The organism is Pseudomonas sp. 34 E 7 (assembly GCF_900005715.1).
Taxonomy (GTDB): Bacteria; Pseudomonadota; Gammaproteobacteria; order Pseudomonadales; family Pseudomonadaceae; genus Aquipseudomonas; species Aquipseudomonas orientalis_A.
Window position 1 is genome coordinate 91,468 of sequence record NZ_CVTX01000160.1, and the last position, 16,430, is coordinate 107,897.

The following is a 16,430-nucleotide window of genomic DNA, read 5'->3' on the forward strand; positions in this document are numbered from 1 at the left end:
CATGGCGTATCAATTTGACTTTATGCCGGTGCTGGCCAACACCGACCTGCTGTTGCGCGGCGCGTTGTTCACCCTTGAGCTGACGGCCATCGGCGCCATCCTCGGCGTGGCCCTGGGCACGCTCGGTGCCGTCGTGCGGGCGTGGAAGATCCAGCCGTTCGCCTGGTTTTTCGGGGTGTATGTCGAGTTGATCCGCAACACGCCGTTCCTGGTACAGCTGTTCTTCATTTTTTTCGGCCTGCCCTCCCTGGGGTTGAAGATCACGGAGTGGCAAGCCGCAGTGCTGGCGATGGTGATCAACCTGGGCGCCTATTCCACCGAGATCATCCGTGCCGGCATCCAGGCCGTCCCGAAGGGGCAGCTGGAAGCCGCCGCCGCACTGGCGATGACGCGTTTCGAAGCGTTCCGTCATGTGGTGCTGCTGCCTGCACTGGGCAAGGTGTGGCCGGCCCTGAGCAGCCAGATCATCATCGTGATGCTCGGCTCGGCGGTGTGTTCGCAGATTGCCACCGAAGAGCTGAGCTTTGCCGCCAACTTCATTCAATCGCGCAATTTCCGCGCCTTTGAAACCTATGCCCTGACCACCCTGGTGTACCTGTGCATGGCGTTGATGATTCGCCAACTGCTCAACTGGATCGGCCGCCGCTATGTGATGAGGAACAGTCGATGAGTGATTTTTCCTTCTGGGACATCGTGCGCAACCTGCTCACCGGCCTGCAATGGACGCTGTTGCTGTCGCTGGTGGCGTTCATCGGCGGGGGCCTGATCGGGTTGCTGGTGATGATCCTGCGCATCAGCAAAAAGGCATTCGCGCGCAATGTTGCGCGCACCTATATCGAGCTGTTCCAGGGCACGCCGCTGCTGATGCAGCTGTTTGTGGTGTTCTTCGGCGTTGCCCTGCTCGGTGTGGATATCTCGCCGTGGCTGGCGGCAGCCATCGCCCTGACCCTGTTTACCAGCGCCTACCTCGCCGAAATCTGGCGCGGCTGCGTCGACTCCATTGCCCATGGGCAGTGGGAGGCGTCGGCCAGCCTGGCGCTCAACCCCCTTGAACAACTGCGCTACGTGATCCTGCCCCAGGCCCTGCGTATTGCCGTGGCGCCGACCGTAGGGTTTTCGGTGCAGGTGGTCAAAGGCACCGCCGTGACCTCGATCATCGGCTTTACCGAACTGACCAAGACCGGCGGCATGCTCGCCAACGCCACCTTCGAACCTTTCATGGTCTACGGCCTCGTGGCCCTCGGTTACTTCCTGCTCTGCTACCCCTTGTCCCTCAGTGCGCGCTACCTGGAAAGGAGACTGCATGCCTCTGCTTAGAATTTCTGCCCTGCATAAATATTACGGCGATCACCACGTGCTCAAGGGCATTGACCTGACCGTTGAAGAAGGCCAGGTGGTGGCGATCATCGGCCGCAGTGGCTCGGGTAAATCCACCTTGCTGCGTACCCTCAATGGCCTGGAGTCGATCAACGACGGCGTGATCGAAGTCGATGGCGAATACCTCGACGCCGCCCGCGCCGACCTGCGCAGCCTGCGGCAGAAGGTCGGCATGGTGTTTCAACAGTTCAACCTGTTTCCACATTTGACCGTGGGCGAGAACGTCATGCTCGCGCCGCAGGTGGTGCAGAAAGTGCCCAAGGCCAAGGCAGCGCAGTTGGCTAAACAGATGCTGGAACGCGTGGGTCTGGGGGAGAAGTTCGATGCCTTCCCCGACCGCCTGTCTGGCGGCCAGCAGCAACGTGTAGCAATTGCCCGCGCGCTGGCCATGTCGCCCAAGGTGCTGTTGTGCGACGAAATCACCTCGGCCCTGGACCCGGAACTGGTCAATGAAGTGCTCAGTGTGGTGCGCCAACTGGCCAAAGACGGCATGACGCTGATCATGGTGACCCACGAAATGCGCTTCGCCCGCGAAGTCGGTGACAAGCTGGTGTTCATGCACCAGGGCAAGGTGCATGAAGTGGGCGACCCCAAGGTCGTGTTTGCCAACCCGCAAACGCCCGAGCTCGCCAACTTCATCGGCTCCGTGGAACAGCCGGGCTGACCAGTTCAAAACTACCCTGCCCTTCCAACAGCGTCTGGCTGCGTACTTGCAAGGCGTCGGCGGGCAGGTCGGTGTCGATGTCGACCTGAGCCGTCAAGCGCTGGCCTGTCACCAGTCCCCCTGCGGCACGGGCCACCAGGACCTGTCCGGGCAATAACTGCCCGCCCGCGCCGCCATCAGGCTGGCTCATCATCGCCCATTCGACGGGACGCCCATCCACCTGTGCATGCTTGAGGCTCAACCGCAGTCGGCCCTGCTGGCCGAAGCGGAACGTTTGCCCATTGGCGGCACCGATAAACCGCAACGCCATTGCCGATGGCTCGACACACAACACGTTGAGCTGCAGCGATCGCGTACCGAGCGTGACCGTAGCGCTTTCGGCCAGCGCCTCCCTGCGAATGACACCGTAGTCGATACGCGGTTGGCTCAACGACAACCGGCAGTTTTCGGCCCGTGCCTCCTGAGTCAGCAACACCGTACAGAACAGCGCAGCGCCGATGCTTGCGAGCTTACCGACCATGGCACACCGCCGCAGTGGTTTCGAAGAACTTGTCATTGTCAGGCTGGCCTCCAGGTGAAATGTTCAGCAGGCAACTGGCAGAGTCCGGCAGTAAAACCTTCAGGTCCTGCAAGTCGTTCACGTCATTGAGAAAGATCGTGCCCTCGCCCACCACGCTGGTTAGAAAACGATCGCCCTTGCCGAACACCGCAGCCCCCTGAGGCAATGGTCGACCCTGATCATCCGTGGCGTTGACCAGCATACGGCGCACTTTCACCACATCGAATGCCACTGTGTTGACGGAACCGCGACCTGCGGCGAGTACCCGGGTGCCGTTCTTCAAATCAACGCGCTTTGGCAAGGACTGGGTTTGCACTTCGATGTGGCTGTTGGAGTAGGCAGGCAAGCCTGGAAGCACGGCCTGGCCGGTGAAATCGGTCCATACGGGGCCTTGCGGGGTGTCGATTTTGGCAGCACCAATGTCGCCTACCGACGCAATACCGAAGGTGTCCTGCACCGTGTAAGGCGAGAAGGTGATCCCACCTCCGTGAGCGACCACACCTCCTTGCAATTGCCCGTTATAACTGGTGCCCAATGAGTCGCGACTGGCACCCAGACCGACTCGGGTATAACGCGGCGTGAGATCTACCTGGCCGCGCACCGATTGCTCCCTCGCACTGAGGTCGCGCTCGACGCCCACCTCGTAATTCACATACTCGTTGACCCGCTCATTGAGCGCCGTACCGGCACGGGATTGCCCCCCACGGCGGCTGACATAGCTGCTCACGCGACGATCAACGCCCAAGGGCACGCTGACCTGCAACCGCAAGGACAAGTCATCCTCGCGCACGGTGTCGCGCCGGCTACGATCCCGCGCAGCGTCACGGCGGGACTGGGTGCTGCCGACCTGGGAGTCGGCAATCAACGCAACATCGGCGTAACGGAACGACTTGTTCCATGACGCGAATACATGTTCGCTCGATTGTCCGTCAAATTGAGCGTTGTGGTTATAGTTCAGGGAGAACGCCCCCAGGGTGGGGTCGACCCATGTCACGCCCGCCGTGTATTGATTCTTGAAGCGCGATTCCAGCACATCGCCCTCGAGGGGCTGGCCGACCTCGACCACCTCGCGATAGCCCCGGGTCTGGCTGGTGGCGCTGAGATTGAGATCGATGCCAGCGGAGACCGGGCTGCTCACGGATACGCTACTGCGTGAACCGGACACCGCATTACGGCTGTCGCGGGACAGCTTATGGCGCGCGCCCACCGAGACCCGCTGGAAAAACACACTGCTCAACGTGCCACCTGCCGACCAGTACTCGTCGCTGCTCAACAAGCCGAAACCGGCGGATGAGTCACGCCCCAACGCCCAGGTCCCGCTGCCCATTGCGACAATGGGCGAAGGGCCCTCACCCTGCGTTTCTTCACGTACCTTGCCCAGGGAAAAATAATAACCAGGCGTCGCCGGCACGGCGCCGGCGAACGAAGCCGCCGGCACCACGAAGCTGCGTCGGGCTCCGCGCACGTCGATCACACTGACCTCAAGGTCGCTCGTGCCATTGAGCAACGGCAAACCGGTCAGTCGGAAAGGCCCCTCGGGCACCAGCGTACTGTGGATCAACACACCGGACTGCCGCACCTCGATACGCGACTGGCTCTGGGCCAAACCCTCCACCACGGCATTATTGCTGCCTGCCGGCACGCGCGACTGCCCGTCGGGGGAAAACTGCACACCCGACAGTTGGATGCCGCCAAACAATGGGTTGTTGCTGGAAAGCTGGCCAGCCTGGAACGTCGACTGCAATGCGGCGATGTCCCGCTGCGCATAGGCATACAGGTGCTCATTGTGCGCCACGCCATTATCGGAGACATAGAGTTGACGACTGCGAACAATCCAATCACCCAGGTTGAAGCCCGCTTCGGTGTAGGCCGATACGAACCGGTTGTTCCCGCCGCGCGAATGGCTGTCGAAACCTTGCACGTCATAGTTGAACAGCGCCGCCGCCCCGCCCCGGGCAAAATCGCCGGCTTCCCACTGCGGTCCGCGCAATGATGAAGTGGGCACCACCAGAGACACCTCGTCGTTGCCCGGGCGCAACCGCACCATGGTGGTAGGGAAGGCTCCCAGGAAGTCATGGCACGTCTGGTCGGCGGTGGCGCCCTTGCGCACGACCCCATCAGGCTTTACCAACCCGGCTTTTTCCAGCAACGCCGGGGTAAAGCACAACTGCCCATTGGCATCGAACTGTGCGTCCACCAACCCGAGCGGGTTGCCATTGACTTGCAATCCCACCACCTGGGTGCCCTCGCGAAAGCGCGCCGCCGTGCGAAAGTAGTCCGAGACTTTCGGGTCAATACCGTGCGTGGTCAATGCCGCCAGGTCAAAGCCCTCGCCCAACTCCAACGCCGGGACAACGCCAGGCAAACTCCAGAGTGTCGCGACCCCCACGAGCAGGGTGGGTCGGCGGGCCCGTAAAGATGTTCCAGTTCGGTGATTCGACAGGTTGGTCATGGGTTGATCAACCCCCATCGGCAGTGATCGGGGCCCGGTAGTTTTCTACCGAAAAGCCGTAGATCGTGGCCGGCTGAATCTCAATGCCGGTGAGTCCCTGCAGGGGGCCTTCAACCTTCACCGCCAGCGCTTCGCCCGGCAGGATGTAGGTGCGTGGCAACGTAGCCAGGGTTCCCTGTGGCAATAACCGGACCTGTGGTGCCATGCGCACCACATAAGCGCTGTCGTTGTGAACCGACAAGCGTTGCCCTGTGCTCCGCCACTTCAACAGTTCCCAGGGCGTGTGATGAACGGGCAGACCCTGGGGATGCAGGATCAGCGGCAAGTTCTGCCGCAGGGTGATACCAATGGTCGCACCGCCCGCAGCACGCGCCTGGGGGATGCCTTCAAAAGTTACGCGCTTTAACCGCTGAGTCTTCAACGGTGCCTTCAAAGTGCTGATAAAACGGACCAGTTGCGTCTCTCCCGCTTCCACCCGCGCAATAGGCGGCGTTACGATCAAAAGCGGTTCCATATCTTCAGGCACATTTTCTATTACCGAATGCAGTAATGCTGGCGCCGCGTCGGTATTCTTGATGTTTATAGTCGCTTCACCCTGCTCTTCGTTCAGCACAATGACCGTGGTTTCGGGCAACATGCCATCTGCCACCGCAACACCGACAACACCGACAACACAGAGCATCAACATTGCAAATAATAAGCGCATATTTTTTAATACTGGACGACTGGACACACTGTGCTCCCCACAACCTTAAAGTTGACTGCTGATCGCCGGCCGCGCATAAAAAACAGTCGATCAGAAACATCAAGCCTCTTGATCGACTGTCGTTATGTCGCTTAGATGTAACTCAGTTCAAGTGTTGCGCGCCCATCCAGAGTAACGTCGCGGCTCAGGTCCAGGTCCTGGCCTTTATTGATAACCGCTCGCACCGTGATCGTCCCGGTCAACTGGGAGATCGCGGCAGGCGTGGGCGATGAACCACTGCGCCAGGAATATTGACTAGGCGACTGTGCAACCTTGCCATCGCTGTTTTGCCAGGCGCCACTGCTGACACGCATGATCGGAGACAGCGTTGCGCTCGGCGAGCGCAGGTCCTTGAGGGTCACGGCAAAACCACCGGTCTTGCGACCGGCCACGGTGCCCAACCCAAAGTTCTGCGCCTCGGTGTAACCTCCCCCGAGTGCCGCGAGTATGCCCGTTACCTTGCTGCCGGCTTGCAGGTCGACAAACTTGAGCCCGAACTGCGCCGGCGTATTGCCACAGCTGACGGTGATAGGCGTGGTTTTTTCGCCAAGCGCGTTGAACGCCGTCTGGGACAGTTGACCGGAGGGAATATCGCCGTAGTTGATAATGCCGCCGCCGCTCATGCTGAGGTTGCAGGCAGCGGGCTTGATGACGCCCCTGACGATCAGTTCGGCGCTGGTGGCAGCATGGGCACCGATGTTTGCCGCCATGCAGGCGAGACCCAGGGTCAATCCAACAATTTTCTTCATATTCGACCTGTCACTTAAAGTTATCAGGTGCTTTCTGTTGTCGTCTTGGCGGCTCCATCGCCAAACACCTTATCTTCCCGGACATGCACAACGACACATAGATAACACCAAGGCACAATTGCCGGATAACAGTGTGTCGCTTTGGCGCCGCATTAAAGAATCGGATAAAACTACGACCACTGTAAGAACAGTAAAAATTTCAGGCTACCTAATAACAACTTCAAGGTAGGCCAAGACAAATTAATAGCTGGAATAACCAAACGCACTTTGTAGGAATAATCAAAATCCGGCATTACTACAACCAGAGTTAAAAACCCCTACAAAACTAAGTCACTACTCAGCAGCTATCATGGGATATCACCCTACATATCTCACAAGATATCCCCGCAGACAGCTTCAGAAAAATTACCGAAGCACAACGCGTTGGCTCCAGCGGTCGATCGTGGCACGATGGTTGGGTTATCGACCGAGATCCCCAAACCATGCCGCAATCCCAAGCCAAGAATCTGTCCCTGATCGCAGCCATCGACCTGGGCTCCAACAGCTTTCACATGGTCGTGGCCAAGGCCCAGAACGGTGAAATCCGCATCCTTGAGCGGCTCGGCGAGAAAGTGCAACTGGCTGCCGGGATCAACGACGAACGTCAGCTCAATGAAGAATCCATGCAGCGTGGGCTCGACTGCCTCAAGCGCTTTGCGCAACTGATCAACGGCATGCCCCCTGGCGCTGTACGAATAGTGGGCACCAACGCCTTGCGCGAAGCCCGCAACCGCAATGAATTCATCCATCGCGCCGAGGAAATCCTCGGGCACCCGGTAGAGGTTATTTCCGGCCGCGAAGAAGCGCGCCTGATTTACCTCGGGGTTTCCCATACGCTGGCCGACACCCCGGGCAAACGCCTGGTCGCGGACATTGGCGGCGGCAGCACCGAATTCATCATCGGCCAGCGTTTCGAACCCCTGCTGCGCGAAAGCCTGCAGATGGGCTGCGTCAGCTACACGCAGCGTTATTTCAAGGACGGCAAGATCACCCCGGCGCGCTATGCCCAGGCCTACACGGCGGCGCGTCTGGAGATCATGAGTATCGAACACGCCCTGCACCGCCTGAGCTGGGATGAAGCCATCGGCTCCTCCGGCACCATCCGTGCCATCGGCCTGGCGCTCAAGGCCGGCGGCCATGGCACTGGCGAGGTGAATGCCGAAGGCCTGGCGTGGCTCAAGCGCAAGCTGTTCAAGCTGGGGGATGCCGAGAAGATCGACTTCGACGGCATCAAGCCTGACCGCCGCACCATCTTCCCGGCGGGCCTGGCGATTCTTGAAGCCATCTTCGACGCCCTCGAACTGCAACGCATGGACCACTGTGACGGCGCCCTGCGCGAAGGTGTGCTCTATGACCTGCTCGGTCGCCATCATCATGAAGACGTGCGTGAGCGCACCCTCAGTTCGCTGATGGAGCGCTACCACGTCGACCTGGAGCAAGCGGCGCGCGTCGAGCGCAAAGCCCTGCATGCCTTCGACCAGGTGGCCGACGACTGGGACCTGCAAAACGGTGTATGGCGCGAACTGCTGGGCTGGGCCGCCAAGGTGCACGAAGTGGGCCTGGACATCGCCCACTACCACTATCACAAGCACGGCGCCTACCTGATCGAGCACTCGGACCTGGCCGGATTCTCACGGGAAGATCAGCAGATGCTCGCGCTGCTGGTGCGCGGTCACCGCCGCAATATTCCCAAGGACAAGTTTGCCGAGTTCGGCATGGACGGCATCAAGCTGATTCGGCTGTGCGCGCTGTTGCGCTTTGCAATCCTGTTCCACCACATCCGCGGCACCCAGGAAATGCCCCAGGTGAAACTGCGCGCCGACGGCGACAGCCTGGAAGTGATGTTCCCCAAAGGCTGGCTGGACGAAAACCAGCTGACCCAGGCGGACTTCGCCCAGGAAGCGGAGTGGCTGACGCGGGTTGGGTTCAGCCTGAACTTGCGCTAACCAAATGTGGGAGGGGGCTTGCCCCCGATGGCAGTGGGTCAGTTTACAAATAAGTGACTGACCCACCGCTATCGGGGGCAAGTCGAATCGTCGCACCGCCCCTCCCACATTTTTCACACCGCGCTGGGCTCTAGTTCACCGTCAGGATCGGGCTGCCCAGCTTCTCCAGCAGCGTCGCCTGTGCACTGCGCGCGTTCTGGTTGCCGGTCGGCGTGTTGCGTACATACCGCCCGTCCGACTGCAAACTCCAGCTATGGGTGTTGTCGGTCAGGTAGCTTTCCAGCTCCTTCTTGACGCGCATGATCAGCTTTTTGCCTTCCACCGGGAAACAGGTCTCCACACGCTTGTCGAGGTTGCGCTCCATCCAGTCGGCGCTGGAGAGGAACATCTGCTCTTCGCCGCCGTTCAGGAAGTAGAACACCCGCGTGTGCTCCAGGAAGCGGCCGATGATCGAGCGCACATGGATGTTATGCGAGACGCCGACAATGCCCGGGCGCAGGCAGCACATGCCACGTACCACCAGGTCGATACGCACGCCCGACTGGCTGGCCTTGTACAGCGCGCGGATGATCTTCGGATCGGTCAGCGAGTTGAATTTGGCGATGATGTGCGCCGGCTTGCCGTCGAGGGCAAACTGGGTCTCGCGGGCAATCATGTCGAGCATGCCCTTCTTCAGGGTAAACGGCGCGTGCAGCAGCTTCTTCATGCGCAAGGTTTTGCCCATGCCGATGAGCTGGCTGAACAGCTTGCCGACGTCTTCGCACAAGGCGTCGTCGGAGGTCAGCAGGCTGTAGTCGGTGTAGAGCTTGGCGTTGCCGGCGTGGTAGTTGCCGGTGCCCAAGTGAGCGTAACGTACGATCTCACCGGCTTCGCGGCGCAGGATCAGCATCATCTTGGCGTGGGTCTTGAAGCCGACCACGCCGTAGATCACCACCGCACCGGCCGCTTGCAGGCGGCTGGCCAGTTGCAGGTTGGACTCCTCATCAAAGCGCGCTCGCAGTTCGATGACTGCGGTGACTTCCTTGCCGTTACGCGCAGCATCCACCAGCGCATCGACGATTTCCGAGTTGGCGCCTGAGCGGTACAGCGTCTGGCGCACGGCCAGCACGTGGGGGTCCTTGGCGGCCTGGCGCAACAGGTCGACCACCGGCGTGAACGACTCGAAGGGGTGCAGCAGCAGGATGTCCTGCTTGCTCACCACGCTGAAGATGTTCTCGCTGTTCTGCAGCAGTTTCGGGATTTGCGGCGTAAACGGCTTGTATTGCAGCTCCGGATGGCTGTCCAGGCCGGTGATGCTGAACAGGCGCGTCAGGTTGACCGGGCCATTGACCTGATACAACTCGGATTCGGCCAGGTTGAACTGCTTGAGCAGGTAGTCCGACAGGTGTTTGGGGCAGGTGTCGGCCACTTCCAGGCGCACCGCATCGCCGTAGCGCCGCGAAAACAGCTCGCCGCGCAGAGCACGTGCCAGGTCTTCGACGTCTTCGGAGTCCAGCGCCAGGTCGGCGTTACGGGTCAGGCGGAACTGGTAGCAGCCCTTGACCTTCATGCCCTGGAACAGGTCATCGGCGTGCGCATGGATCATCGACGACAGGAATACATAGTTATCCCCAGCGCCCCCCACTTCTTCGGGTACCTTGATGATGCGTGGCAACAGACGCGGCGCCGGAATGATCGCCAGGCCCGAGTCGCGGCCGAAGGCGTCGATGCCTTCCAGCTCGACGATAAAGTTGAGGCTCTTGTTCACCAGCAACGGGAACGGGTGCGTCGGGTCGAGGCCGATCGGGGTGATGATCGGTGAGATCTCGTCACGGAAGTAACGGCGCACCCAGGTCTTGATCTTGGTGGTCCAGTGACGGCGACGGATGAAGCGAACCTGATGTTTTTCCAGTTCCGGTAGCAGGATGTCGTTGAGGATCGCGTATTGGCGGTCCACATGGCCGTGCACCAGCTCACTGATGCGCGCCAGGGCCTGGTGCGGTTGCAGGCCGTCGGCCCCGGCTTGCTCACGGGCGAAGGTAATCTGCTTCTTGAGGCCGGCGACCCGGATTTCGAAGAATTCGTCCAGGTTGCTCGAGAAAATCAGCAGGAATTTGAGCCGTTCCAGCAACGGATAGGACTCATCCAGCGCCTGTTCCAGCACGCGGATGTTGAATTGCAGTTGTGACAGCTCGCGGTGGATGTACAGGCTGCTGTCATCCAGGTTGGTGACCACGGCAACCGGCGCCGGCGCCGGCGCTTCGGCAACCACCGCAGGCGGGGCCGGCTCCAGCTCCGGCGGGGTCTCGGCGACTTGTTCAACCACCGGATGAGCGTCTTTTACGGCAACTTCTGTAAGTCCTTCGGTATTCATGAGTGTTCCTGTGAGGGCTATTGTTGCTCTCTAAGCAATTGGGCAGCGCGGGCGGCGAAGTAGGTCAGAATGCCATCAGCGCCGGCACGTTTAAAGGCTGTCAGGGATTCGAGGATCACCCCTTCACTCAACCAACCATTCTGGATTGCGGCCATGTGCATGGCGTATTCACCGCTGACCTGATAGACAAAGGTCGGCACTTTGAATTCCTCTTTGACCCGGCAAAGGATGTCCAGGTAAGGCATCCCTGGCTTGACCATGACCATATCGGCGCCTTCGGCCAGGTCGGCCGCCACTTCGTGCAGGGCCTCATGGCTGTTGGCCGGGTCCATCTGGTACGAAGCCTTGTCGGCCTTGCCCAGGTTCAGGGCCGAGCCCACCGCCTCGCGGAAGGGGCCGTAATAGGCGCTGGCATACTTGGCCGAGTAGGCCATGATCCGCACGTTGACATGTCCGGCCAACTCAAGCGCTTCGCGAATCGCCTGGATGCGACCGTCCATCATGTCCGACGGCGCAACCACCTGGGCACCGGCCGCTGCGTGGGACAAGGCCTGCTTGACCAGCGCATCGACGGTGATGTCGTTCTCGACGTAGCCTGACGGATCGAGGATGCCATCCTGCCCGTGAGTGGTGAATGGATCGAGGGCCACGTCGGTGATCACCCCAAGCTGCGGGAAACGCTCGCGCAGGGCGCGGGTGGCGCGCTGGGCGATGCCCTGCGGGTTCCAGGCTTCGGCCGCGTCAAGTGACTTGAGTTCCGCAGGCGTTACCGGGAACAGCGCCAGCGCAGGAATGCCCAGCGCCACCCAATGCGCGGCTTCTTCAAGCAGCAGATCGACGCTCAAGCGCTCCACCCCTGGCATCGAAGCCACCGCTTCCCGGCGATTTTCGCCGTCCAGCACGAATACCGGCAGGATCAGATCATTCGTGGTCAGTACATTTTCACGTACCAGACGGCGCGAAAAATCATCACGACGGTTACGACGCAGACGCGTGGCGGGGAACAGCCGATTGGCGGGGGTAAAGCTCACGACAGACTCCTGAGCCCGCGTTTACGGGCGAGCGGTGCAGTTATAAGCGGCCATTATGACGAACGAATGACAGTTGTGCTTATCGATGCGACCTGTAGTCACATTCTGCACTGACATAGGAATTGTTCACTTCGTGACACATCTCGATACTTTCATGAATCTTCGTGAAGGCGTAGGCTGCGCGTTCATTTCGCCAGCACCCTAGACCATGCTTCAACAATTTCTGCATGACTTCGGCTACTTTGCCCTCTTCCTCGGCACGTTCTTCGAAGGCGAGACCATCCTCGTACTCGCAGGCTTCCTGGCGTTTCGTGGATACATGGATATCAACCTGGTAGTGGTCGTTGCCTTCTTCGGCAGCTACGCCGGCGACCAGCTTTGGTACTACATGGGGCGCAAGCACGGCCGCAAGTTGCTGGCGCGCAAACCGCGCTGGCAATTGATGGGCGACAAGGCGCTGGAGCATATCCGCAAGCATCCGGATATCTGGGTACTGAGCTTTCGCTTCGTCTACGGTTTGCGCACGGTCATGCCCGTGGCGATTGGCCTGTCCGGCTACCCGCCCCTGCGCTATCTGATCCTTAACGGTATTGGTGCAGCGATATGGGCGGCAGCGCTGGGGGCTGCGGCCTACCACTTCGGCGCAGTGCTCGAAGGCATGCTCGGCAGCGTCAAGAAATACGAGCTGTGGGTGCTGGGCGCCTTGCTGGTGCTGGGTTTTGGCCTGTGGCTGCGACGCCGCTTCAAGAATGCCCGCATCGCCCGCGAGGCATGCGCCGAGGCCAAGGCTCGGCGCGCTGCCGAACCCGCGCCGGTCGAAACGCCTAAGACGCCAGACGCGTAAGCCGGCCCCTGCAGCAGTAGAGGCCGATCACGCTGAGCACGCTGTAGCTCGCCAGGCCCAGCCAGCCCAGGTTGCCGGCGGGCCACAGGCCGACCCACGGGGCCAGCCCTGCCAACGGCACATTCAGCCCCAGGCGCACCCACTCGGCCTTCAGCGCCCACGGGCGATTCTCCAACGCGACCCCCAACGTGAACAGCCCCAACGCCATCGCACCCCAGCCCAGGACCAGCGCCTCCGTGGGCAGACCTTCGCCGATATTCATCAGATAGCTGCCAAACCCCACGTAAACTGCGAATTGCAGCGCTACGTAGACCTGTTGGCGTCTGTCCAGCGGCACCTCGAATTTGCGGAACCGGGCCAGGTCCGGCTTGGCCAGCGGATACTTGGCTTTGACGTCTGCGGGGCGCCAGCCGGTGCGCATGAACCAGATGCGCAGCTTGTCCCAGTGGCTTTCAGTACGGCGGGCATCGTTCCACAGCTGCGCATAAAACTGCAGGTTCGCCCACAGCGGGTTCCAGCTGGCCAGGGGCGTGGTCACACCGAAGATCACCGGCTCGTTGTCATCTTCCTCCTGGAACGTGCCGAACAGCCGATCCCAAAAAATGAACACCCCGCCATAGTTGCGATCCATGTAGAGAGCGTTCTGTGCGTGGTGGGCCCGATGATTGGACGGGGTGACGAAGAACCATTCGAACCAACCCAGCTTGGGAACGTGACGTGTATGGACCCAGAATTGATACAGCAGGTTGAGCGAAGCCACGCTGATAAACACCACCAACGGCACACCGAGCACGGCCAGGGGCAGGTAGAAGATCCAGCTCAGCAAGAAGCCGGTGCTGGTCTGGCGCAGCGCGGTGGTGAGGTTGTAGTCCTCGCTCTGGTGGTGCACGGAGTGCGCAGCCCAGAGGATATTGCGCTCATGGCCCATGCGATGCAGCCAGTAATAGCAGAAGTCGTAGAACACGAATGCGAACACCCAGGTCCAGAGGCTCTGGGCCGACAACTCGATCAGCGCCAGGTGCTTGAGGGCGAACGCATAAGTCAAAAGGCCCACACCTTTGGTCAGCAACCCGGTCGTGGTGGACAGCACCCCGGTGCTGAGGCTGTTGATGGCATCCGCCACTCGATAGTTGCGCGCACCGCGCCAGCGATCGGCCAGCAGCTCAACCACGATCAACGCAATGAAAAACGGTACCGCATAAGGCACGAAGTCCATGGGCTAGTCCGGTCTTTTTTTGTTACAGCAAGATTAGGTGCAGTGGCGTGAGTTCCCATTGGCAACAGGTTACAAATTAGTAGACATTTAACGCCATGAATCAGGAGAAATGCCCATGAGCAAAAAGATTGCAGTGATCCTTTCCGGCTGTGGCGTATACGACGGTGCAGAGATCCAGGAAAGCGTGATCACCCTGCTGCGCCTGGACCAGCGCGGCGCTCACGTTGAATGTTTTGCGCCGGATATTGCGCAGTTGCATGTGATCAACCACCTCACCGGCGAAGAAATGCCCGAATCGCGTAATGTATTGGTGGAGTCAGCGCGCATCGCCCGAGGCGCGGTCAAGGATATCCGTGAGGCCAACGCTGCTGACTTCGATGCGCTGATCGTGCCGGGTGGGTTCGGCGCGGCGAAGAACCTGTCGGATTTTGCCGTGCAAGGCGCCGGCTGCAGCGTCAACCCGCAAGTCCTGGATTTGGCCGAAGCCTTTGCCGAAGCCGGCAAGCCTGTGGGGCTGATCTGCATCTCCCCTGCCCTGGCCGCGAAAATCTACGGCCCCGGCGTGACCTGCACCATCGGCAACGATGCCGACACCGCAGCCGCCCTGGACAAAATGGGCGCCACCCATCAGGAATGCACGGTGGAAGATATTGTCGAGGACACCGCGCGCAAGTTGGTGAGTACGCCGGCGTATATGCTGGGCAAGAACATCAGTGAAGTCGCGTCGGGCATCAACAAGCTGGTAGACCGGGTGCTGGAACTGACCCACGAAAACGACTGACGCCCTCTTCCTGTAGGAGCGAGCTTGCTCGCGAAGAATCTAAGAGCGCCGCGTCCATCCAGAATGCCCGCGTTATCGTTGACGTTCTTCGCGAGCGAGCTCGCTCCTACAAAGGCTTCATTAAACGGGTAAGCAGGCGGTCAAGCGCATTGGCAAACGCTTGCTTGTCTTTTTCACCATGGGGCGGCGGCCCGCCGCCCATCTGGCCTTGCTCACGCAGATCGGTGAACAGGTTACGCACCGCCAGGCGCTCGCTCATGTTCGCCGGGCTGAACTCCTTGCCCCGTGGGTCAAGGGCCGTGACGCCCTTTTTCACCAGCCGGTCAGCCAACGGCACGTCGCTGCAGATCACCAGTTCGCCAGGCACAGCGTGTTCAACGAGATAATCATCGGCCGCGTCAGGGCCGCTGGGCACCACGATCAACTTCACGCAGGAAAAGCCAGGTTTGATCTGACTCTGCCCCGCCACCAGCACCACCTCGAATTGACGCTTGAGGGCGAATTTCACCACCTGATCCTTGGCCGCCCGTGGGCAAGCGTCCGCGTCGATCCAGACCCGCATGCCTACGCCGCCGCCCTTTGCTTCTCGGCCAGGCGACTGCGGCCATACAGCACCACGATCGCCAGTATCGCCACGGCCTGCGCACTCAACGAATACGCATCGGCGTGAATGCCCAGCCAGTCAAAGTCAAAAAACGCCACCGGCCGAGTACCGAAGATGCCTGCCTCTTGCAGCGCCTTGACGCCATGCCCGGCGAATACCACCGACAGTGCGCACAACAGCGCGGCGTTGATGCCAAAGAACAGTGCCAGCGGCAGCTTCGCCGAACCGCGCAGAATCACCCAGGCCAGGCCCACCAGCAGCACCAGGGCGGTGGCGCCACCCGCCAGCACCGCTTCGTGCCCGGCCGGGCCGGCTTGCAGCCACAGGGTTTCGTAGAACAGGATCACTTCGAACAGTTCGCGGTACACCGAGAAGAATGCCAGCAGCGCAAAGCCAAAGCGCCCACCGCCGCCCACCAGGCTGCTCTTGATGTAGTCCTGCCAGGCCGCCGCGTGGCGCCGGTCGTGCATCCAGACGCCCAGCCACAGCACCATCACGCTGGCAAACAGCGCCGTGCAGCCTTCCAGCAATTCACGCTGGGCGCCGCTGACATCAATCACGTACGCCGCCAGCGCCCAGGTGGCCAAGCCGGCCAACAGCGCCAGGCCCCAGCCGACGTTGACGCTGCGCACCGCCGATTGCTGGCCGGTGTTACGCAGGAAAGCCAGGATCGCGGCAAGCACCAGGATCGCTTCCAGGCCTTCGCGCAGCAGGATCAGCAAACCGGAGATGTAACTCAACGACCAACTCAGGCCGTCGCCGCCGAGCAAGCCGGCAGACTCACCGAGCTTGCCCTTGGCCACGTCCAGGCGCTGTTGCACCTGCTCGATCGGCAGTCCGTCCTGCAATGACTGCCGATAGGCCATCAGCGCCTTCTCGGTGTCCTTGCGCACATTGGCGTCGACATTATCCAAGGAGCTTTCCACCAGCTCGAAGCCTTCCAGATAAGCAGCTACCGACAGGTCATAGGCTTGTTCGTGGTCGCCGTTACGGAACGCGGCCAGGCTTTTGTCCAGGGTGGCGGACGTGTAATCGAGCAACTGCGCCGGGCCGCGCTTGACCTGCGGCGG

General features: G+C 60.7%; 15 protein-coding genes. 6 read left to right on the forward strand and 9 right to left on the reverse strand.

The annotated features are described in order from the left end of the window. The first annotated feature begins 1 nt into the window (after position 1). From BFP96_RS21420 to BFP96_RS21430, 3 genes are read left to right on the forward strand one after another with little or no spacing between them, the layout of a single operon-like run. Entirely contained in the window at positions 2–670 is a 669-nt protein-coding gene (locus BFP96_RS21420; protein ID WP_065887008.1) for an amino acid ABC transporter permease, read from the forward strand. Then, on the forward strand, positions 667–1,317 hold the full coding sequence (locus tag BFP96_RS21425) for an amino acid ABC transporter permease (RefSeq protein WP_065936964.1): 651 nt from the start codon (positions 667–669) through the stop codon (positions 1,315–1,317). The genes BFP96_RS21420 and BFP96_RS21425 overlap by 4 nt, the downstream gene beginning before the upstream one ends. Then, positions 1,304–2,041, forward strand: a complete 738-nt coding sequence (locus tag BFP96_RS21430; RefSeq protein WP_065887006.1) for an amino acid ABC transporter ATP-binding protein — start codon at positions 1,304–1,306, stop codon at positions 2,039–2,041. The genes BFP96_RS21425 and BFP96_RS21430 overlap by 14 nt, the downstream gene beginning before the upstream one ends. Here BFP96_RS21430 and BFP96_RS21435 read toward each other — a convergent pair. The 4 genes from BFP96_RS21435 to BFP96_RS21450 form a co-directional block, all read right to left on the reverse strand. After that, a complete protein-coding gene (locus BFP96_RS21435) occupies positions 2,013–2,561 on the reverse strand; it encodes a hypothetical protein (protein ID WP_065898113.1) in 549 nt (182 codons plus the stop codon). The genes BFP96_RS21430 and BFP96_RS21435 overlap by 29 nt on opposite strands. After that, positions 2,551–5,052, reverse strand: coding sequence for a fimbria/pilus outer membrane usher protein (locus BFP96_RS21440; protein ID WP_065936965.1), 2,502 nt, complete (start codon positions 5,050–5,052; stop codon positions 2,551–2,553). The genes BFP96_RS21435 and BFP96_RS21440 overlap by 11 nt, the downstream gene beginning before the upstream one ends. Positions 5,053–5,059: 7 nt before the next feature. Beyond that, entirely contained in the window at positions 5,060–5,758 is a 699-nt protein-coding gene (locus BFP96_RS21445) for a fimbria/pilus chaperone family protein (protein WP_083216672.1), read from the reverse strand. A 131-nt stretch (positions 5,759–5,889) separates the two neighbouring features. Next, complete coding sequence (locus tag BFP96_RS21450; RefSeq protein WP_065893910.1) at positions 5,890–6,546, reverse strand: DUF1120 domain-containing protein; 657 nt, start codon at positions 6,544–6,546, stop codon at positions 5,890–5,892. A 482-nt stretch (positions 6,547–7,028) separates the two neighbouring features. Here BFP96_RS21450 and ppx point away from each other — a divergent pair, with 482 nt between their 5' ends. Continuing rightward, positions 7,029–8,531 carry an exopolyphosphatase gene (gene ppx / locus BFP96_RS21455; RefSeq protein ID WP_065893911.1) on the forward strand — a complete coding sequence of 501 codons (1,503 nt, stop codon included), beginning with the start codon at positions 7,029–7,031 and terminating at the stop codon, positions 8,529–8,531. A 130-nt stretch (positions 8,532–8,661) separates the two neighbouring features. Here the strand turns inward: ppx and ppk1 are convergent, their stop codons facing one another. Then, positions 8,662–10,884 carry a polyphosphate kinase 1 gene (gene ppk1, locus BFP96_RS21460; RefSeq protein WP_065893912.1) on the reverse strand — a complete coding sequence of 741 codons (2,223 nt, stop codon included), beginning with the start codon at positions 10,882–10,884 and terminating at the stop codon, positions 8,662–8,664. Between the two features lie 17 nt (positions 10,885–10,901). Continuing rightward, the gene (gene hemB, locus BFP96_RS21465; protein ID WP_065936966.1) at positions 10,902–11,915 is read right to left on the reverse strand and encodes a porphobilinogen synthase; all 1,014 of its coding nucleotides are present in this window, start codon (positions 11,913–11,915) and stop codon (positions 10,902–10,904) included. 208 nt (positions 11,916–12,123) lie between these two features. On the opposite strand from hemB, the gene BFP96_RS21470 reads away from it, so the two are divergent. Then, positions 12,124–12,759: a DedA family protein gene (locus tag BFP96_RS21470; protein ID WP_065886998.1), complete on the forward strand. Its 636-nt coding sequence runs from the start codon at positions 12,124–12,126 to the stop codon at positions 12,757–12,759. On the opposite strand, the gene BFP96_RS21475 is transcribed toward BFP96_RS21470, so the two are convergent. Further along, positions 12,740–13,975 carry a sterol desaturase family protein gene (locus BFP96_RS21475; RefSeq protein WP_065936967.1) on the reverse strand — a complete coding sequence of 412 codons (1,236 nt, stop codon included), beginning with the start codon at positions 13,973–13,975 and terminating at the stop codon, positions 12,740–12,742. The two genes, BFP96_RS21470 and BFP96_RS21475, sit on opposite strands and share 20 nt — an antisense overlap. Before the next feature lie 115 nt (positions 13,976–14,090). On the opposite strand from BFP96_RS21475, the gene elbB reads away from it, so the two are divergent. Beyond that, positions 14,091–14,756, forward strand: a complete 666-nt coding sequence (gene elbB / locus BFP96_RS21480; protein ID WP_065936968.1) for an isoprenoid biosynthesis glyoxalase ElbB — start codon at positions 14,091–14,093, stop codon at positions 14,754–14,756. Between the two features lie 106 nt (positions 14,757–14,862). On the opposite strand, the gene BFP96_RS21485 is transcribed toward elbB, so the two are convergent. Together BFP96_RS21485 and BFP96_RS21490 are read right to left on the reverse strand one after the other, a co-directional pair. Continuing rightward, entirely contained in the window at positions 14,863–15,318 is a 456-nt protein-coding gene (locus tag BFP96_RS21485) for a YaiI/YqxD family protein (protein WP_065886995.1), read from the reverse strand. A gap of 2 nt (positions 15,319–15,320) precedes the next feature. Next, positions 15,321–16,430, reverse strand: a 1,110-nt coding sequence (locus BFP96_RS21490) for an FTR1 family iron permease (protein ID WP_139113431.1), incomplete at its 5' end; no start/stop codon positions are given.

Bases quoted from the DNA above. Each gene is read 5' to 3' on its own strand.
- BFP96_RS21450 (WP_065893910.1), bottom strand. From the start codon at position 6,546: ATGAAGAAAATTGTTGGATTGACCCTGGGTCTCGCCTGCATGGCGGCA.
- BFP96_RS21445 (WP_083216672.1), bottom strand. From the start codon at position 5,758: ATGCGCTTATTATTTGCAATGTTGATGCTCTGTGTTGTCGGTGTTGTC.
- elbB (WP_065936968.1), top strand. From the start codon at position 14,091: ATGAGCAAAAAGATTGCAGTGATCCTTTCCGGCTGTGGCGTATACGAC.
- BFP96_RS21425 (WP_065936964.1), top strand. From the start codon at position 667: ATGAGTGATTTTTCCTTCTGGGACATCGTGCGCAACCTGCTCACCGGC.
- ppx (WP_065893911.1), top strand. From the start codon at position 7,029: ATGCCGCAATCCCAAGCCAAGAATCTGTCCCTGATCGCAGCCATCGAC.
- ppk1 (WP_065893912.1), bottom strand. From the start codon at position 10,884: ATGAATACCGAAGGACTTACAGAAGTTGCCGTAAAAGACGCTCATCCG.
- BFP96_RS21440 (WP_065936965.1), bottom strand. From the start codon at position 5,052: ATGACCAACCTGTCGAATCACCGAACTGGAACATCTTTACGGGCCCGC.
- BFP96_RS21435 (WP_065898113.1), bottom strand. From the start codon at position 2,561: ATGGTCGGTAAGCTCGCAAGCATCGGCGCTGCGCTGTTCTGTACGGTG.
- BFP96_RS21470 (WP_065886998.1), top strand. From the start codon at position 12,124: ATGCTTCAACAATTTCTGCATGACTTCGGCTACTTTGCCCTCTTCCTC.
- BFP96_RS21430 (WP_065887006.1), top strand. From the start codon at position 1,304: ATGCCTCTGCTTAGAATTTCTGCCCTGCATAAATATTACGGCGATCAC.
- BFP96_RS21475 (WP_065936967.1), bottom strand. From the start codon at position 13,975: ATGGACTTCGTGCCTTATGCGGTACCGTTTTTCATTGCGTTGATCGTG.
- BFP96_RS21485 (WP_065886995.1), bottom strand. From the start codon at position 15,318: ATGCGGGTCTGGATCGACGCGGACGCTTGCCCACGGGCGGCCAAGGAT.
- BFP96_RS21420 (WP_065887008.1), top strand. From the start codon at position 2: ATGGCGTATCAATTTGACTTTATGCCGGTGCTGGCCAACACCGACCTG.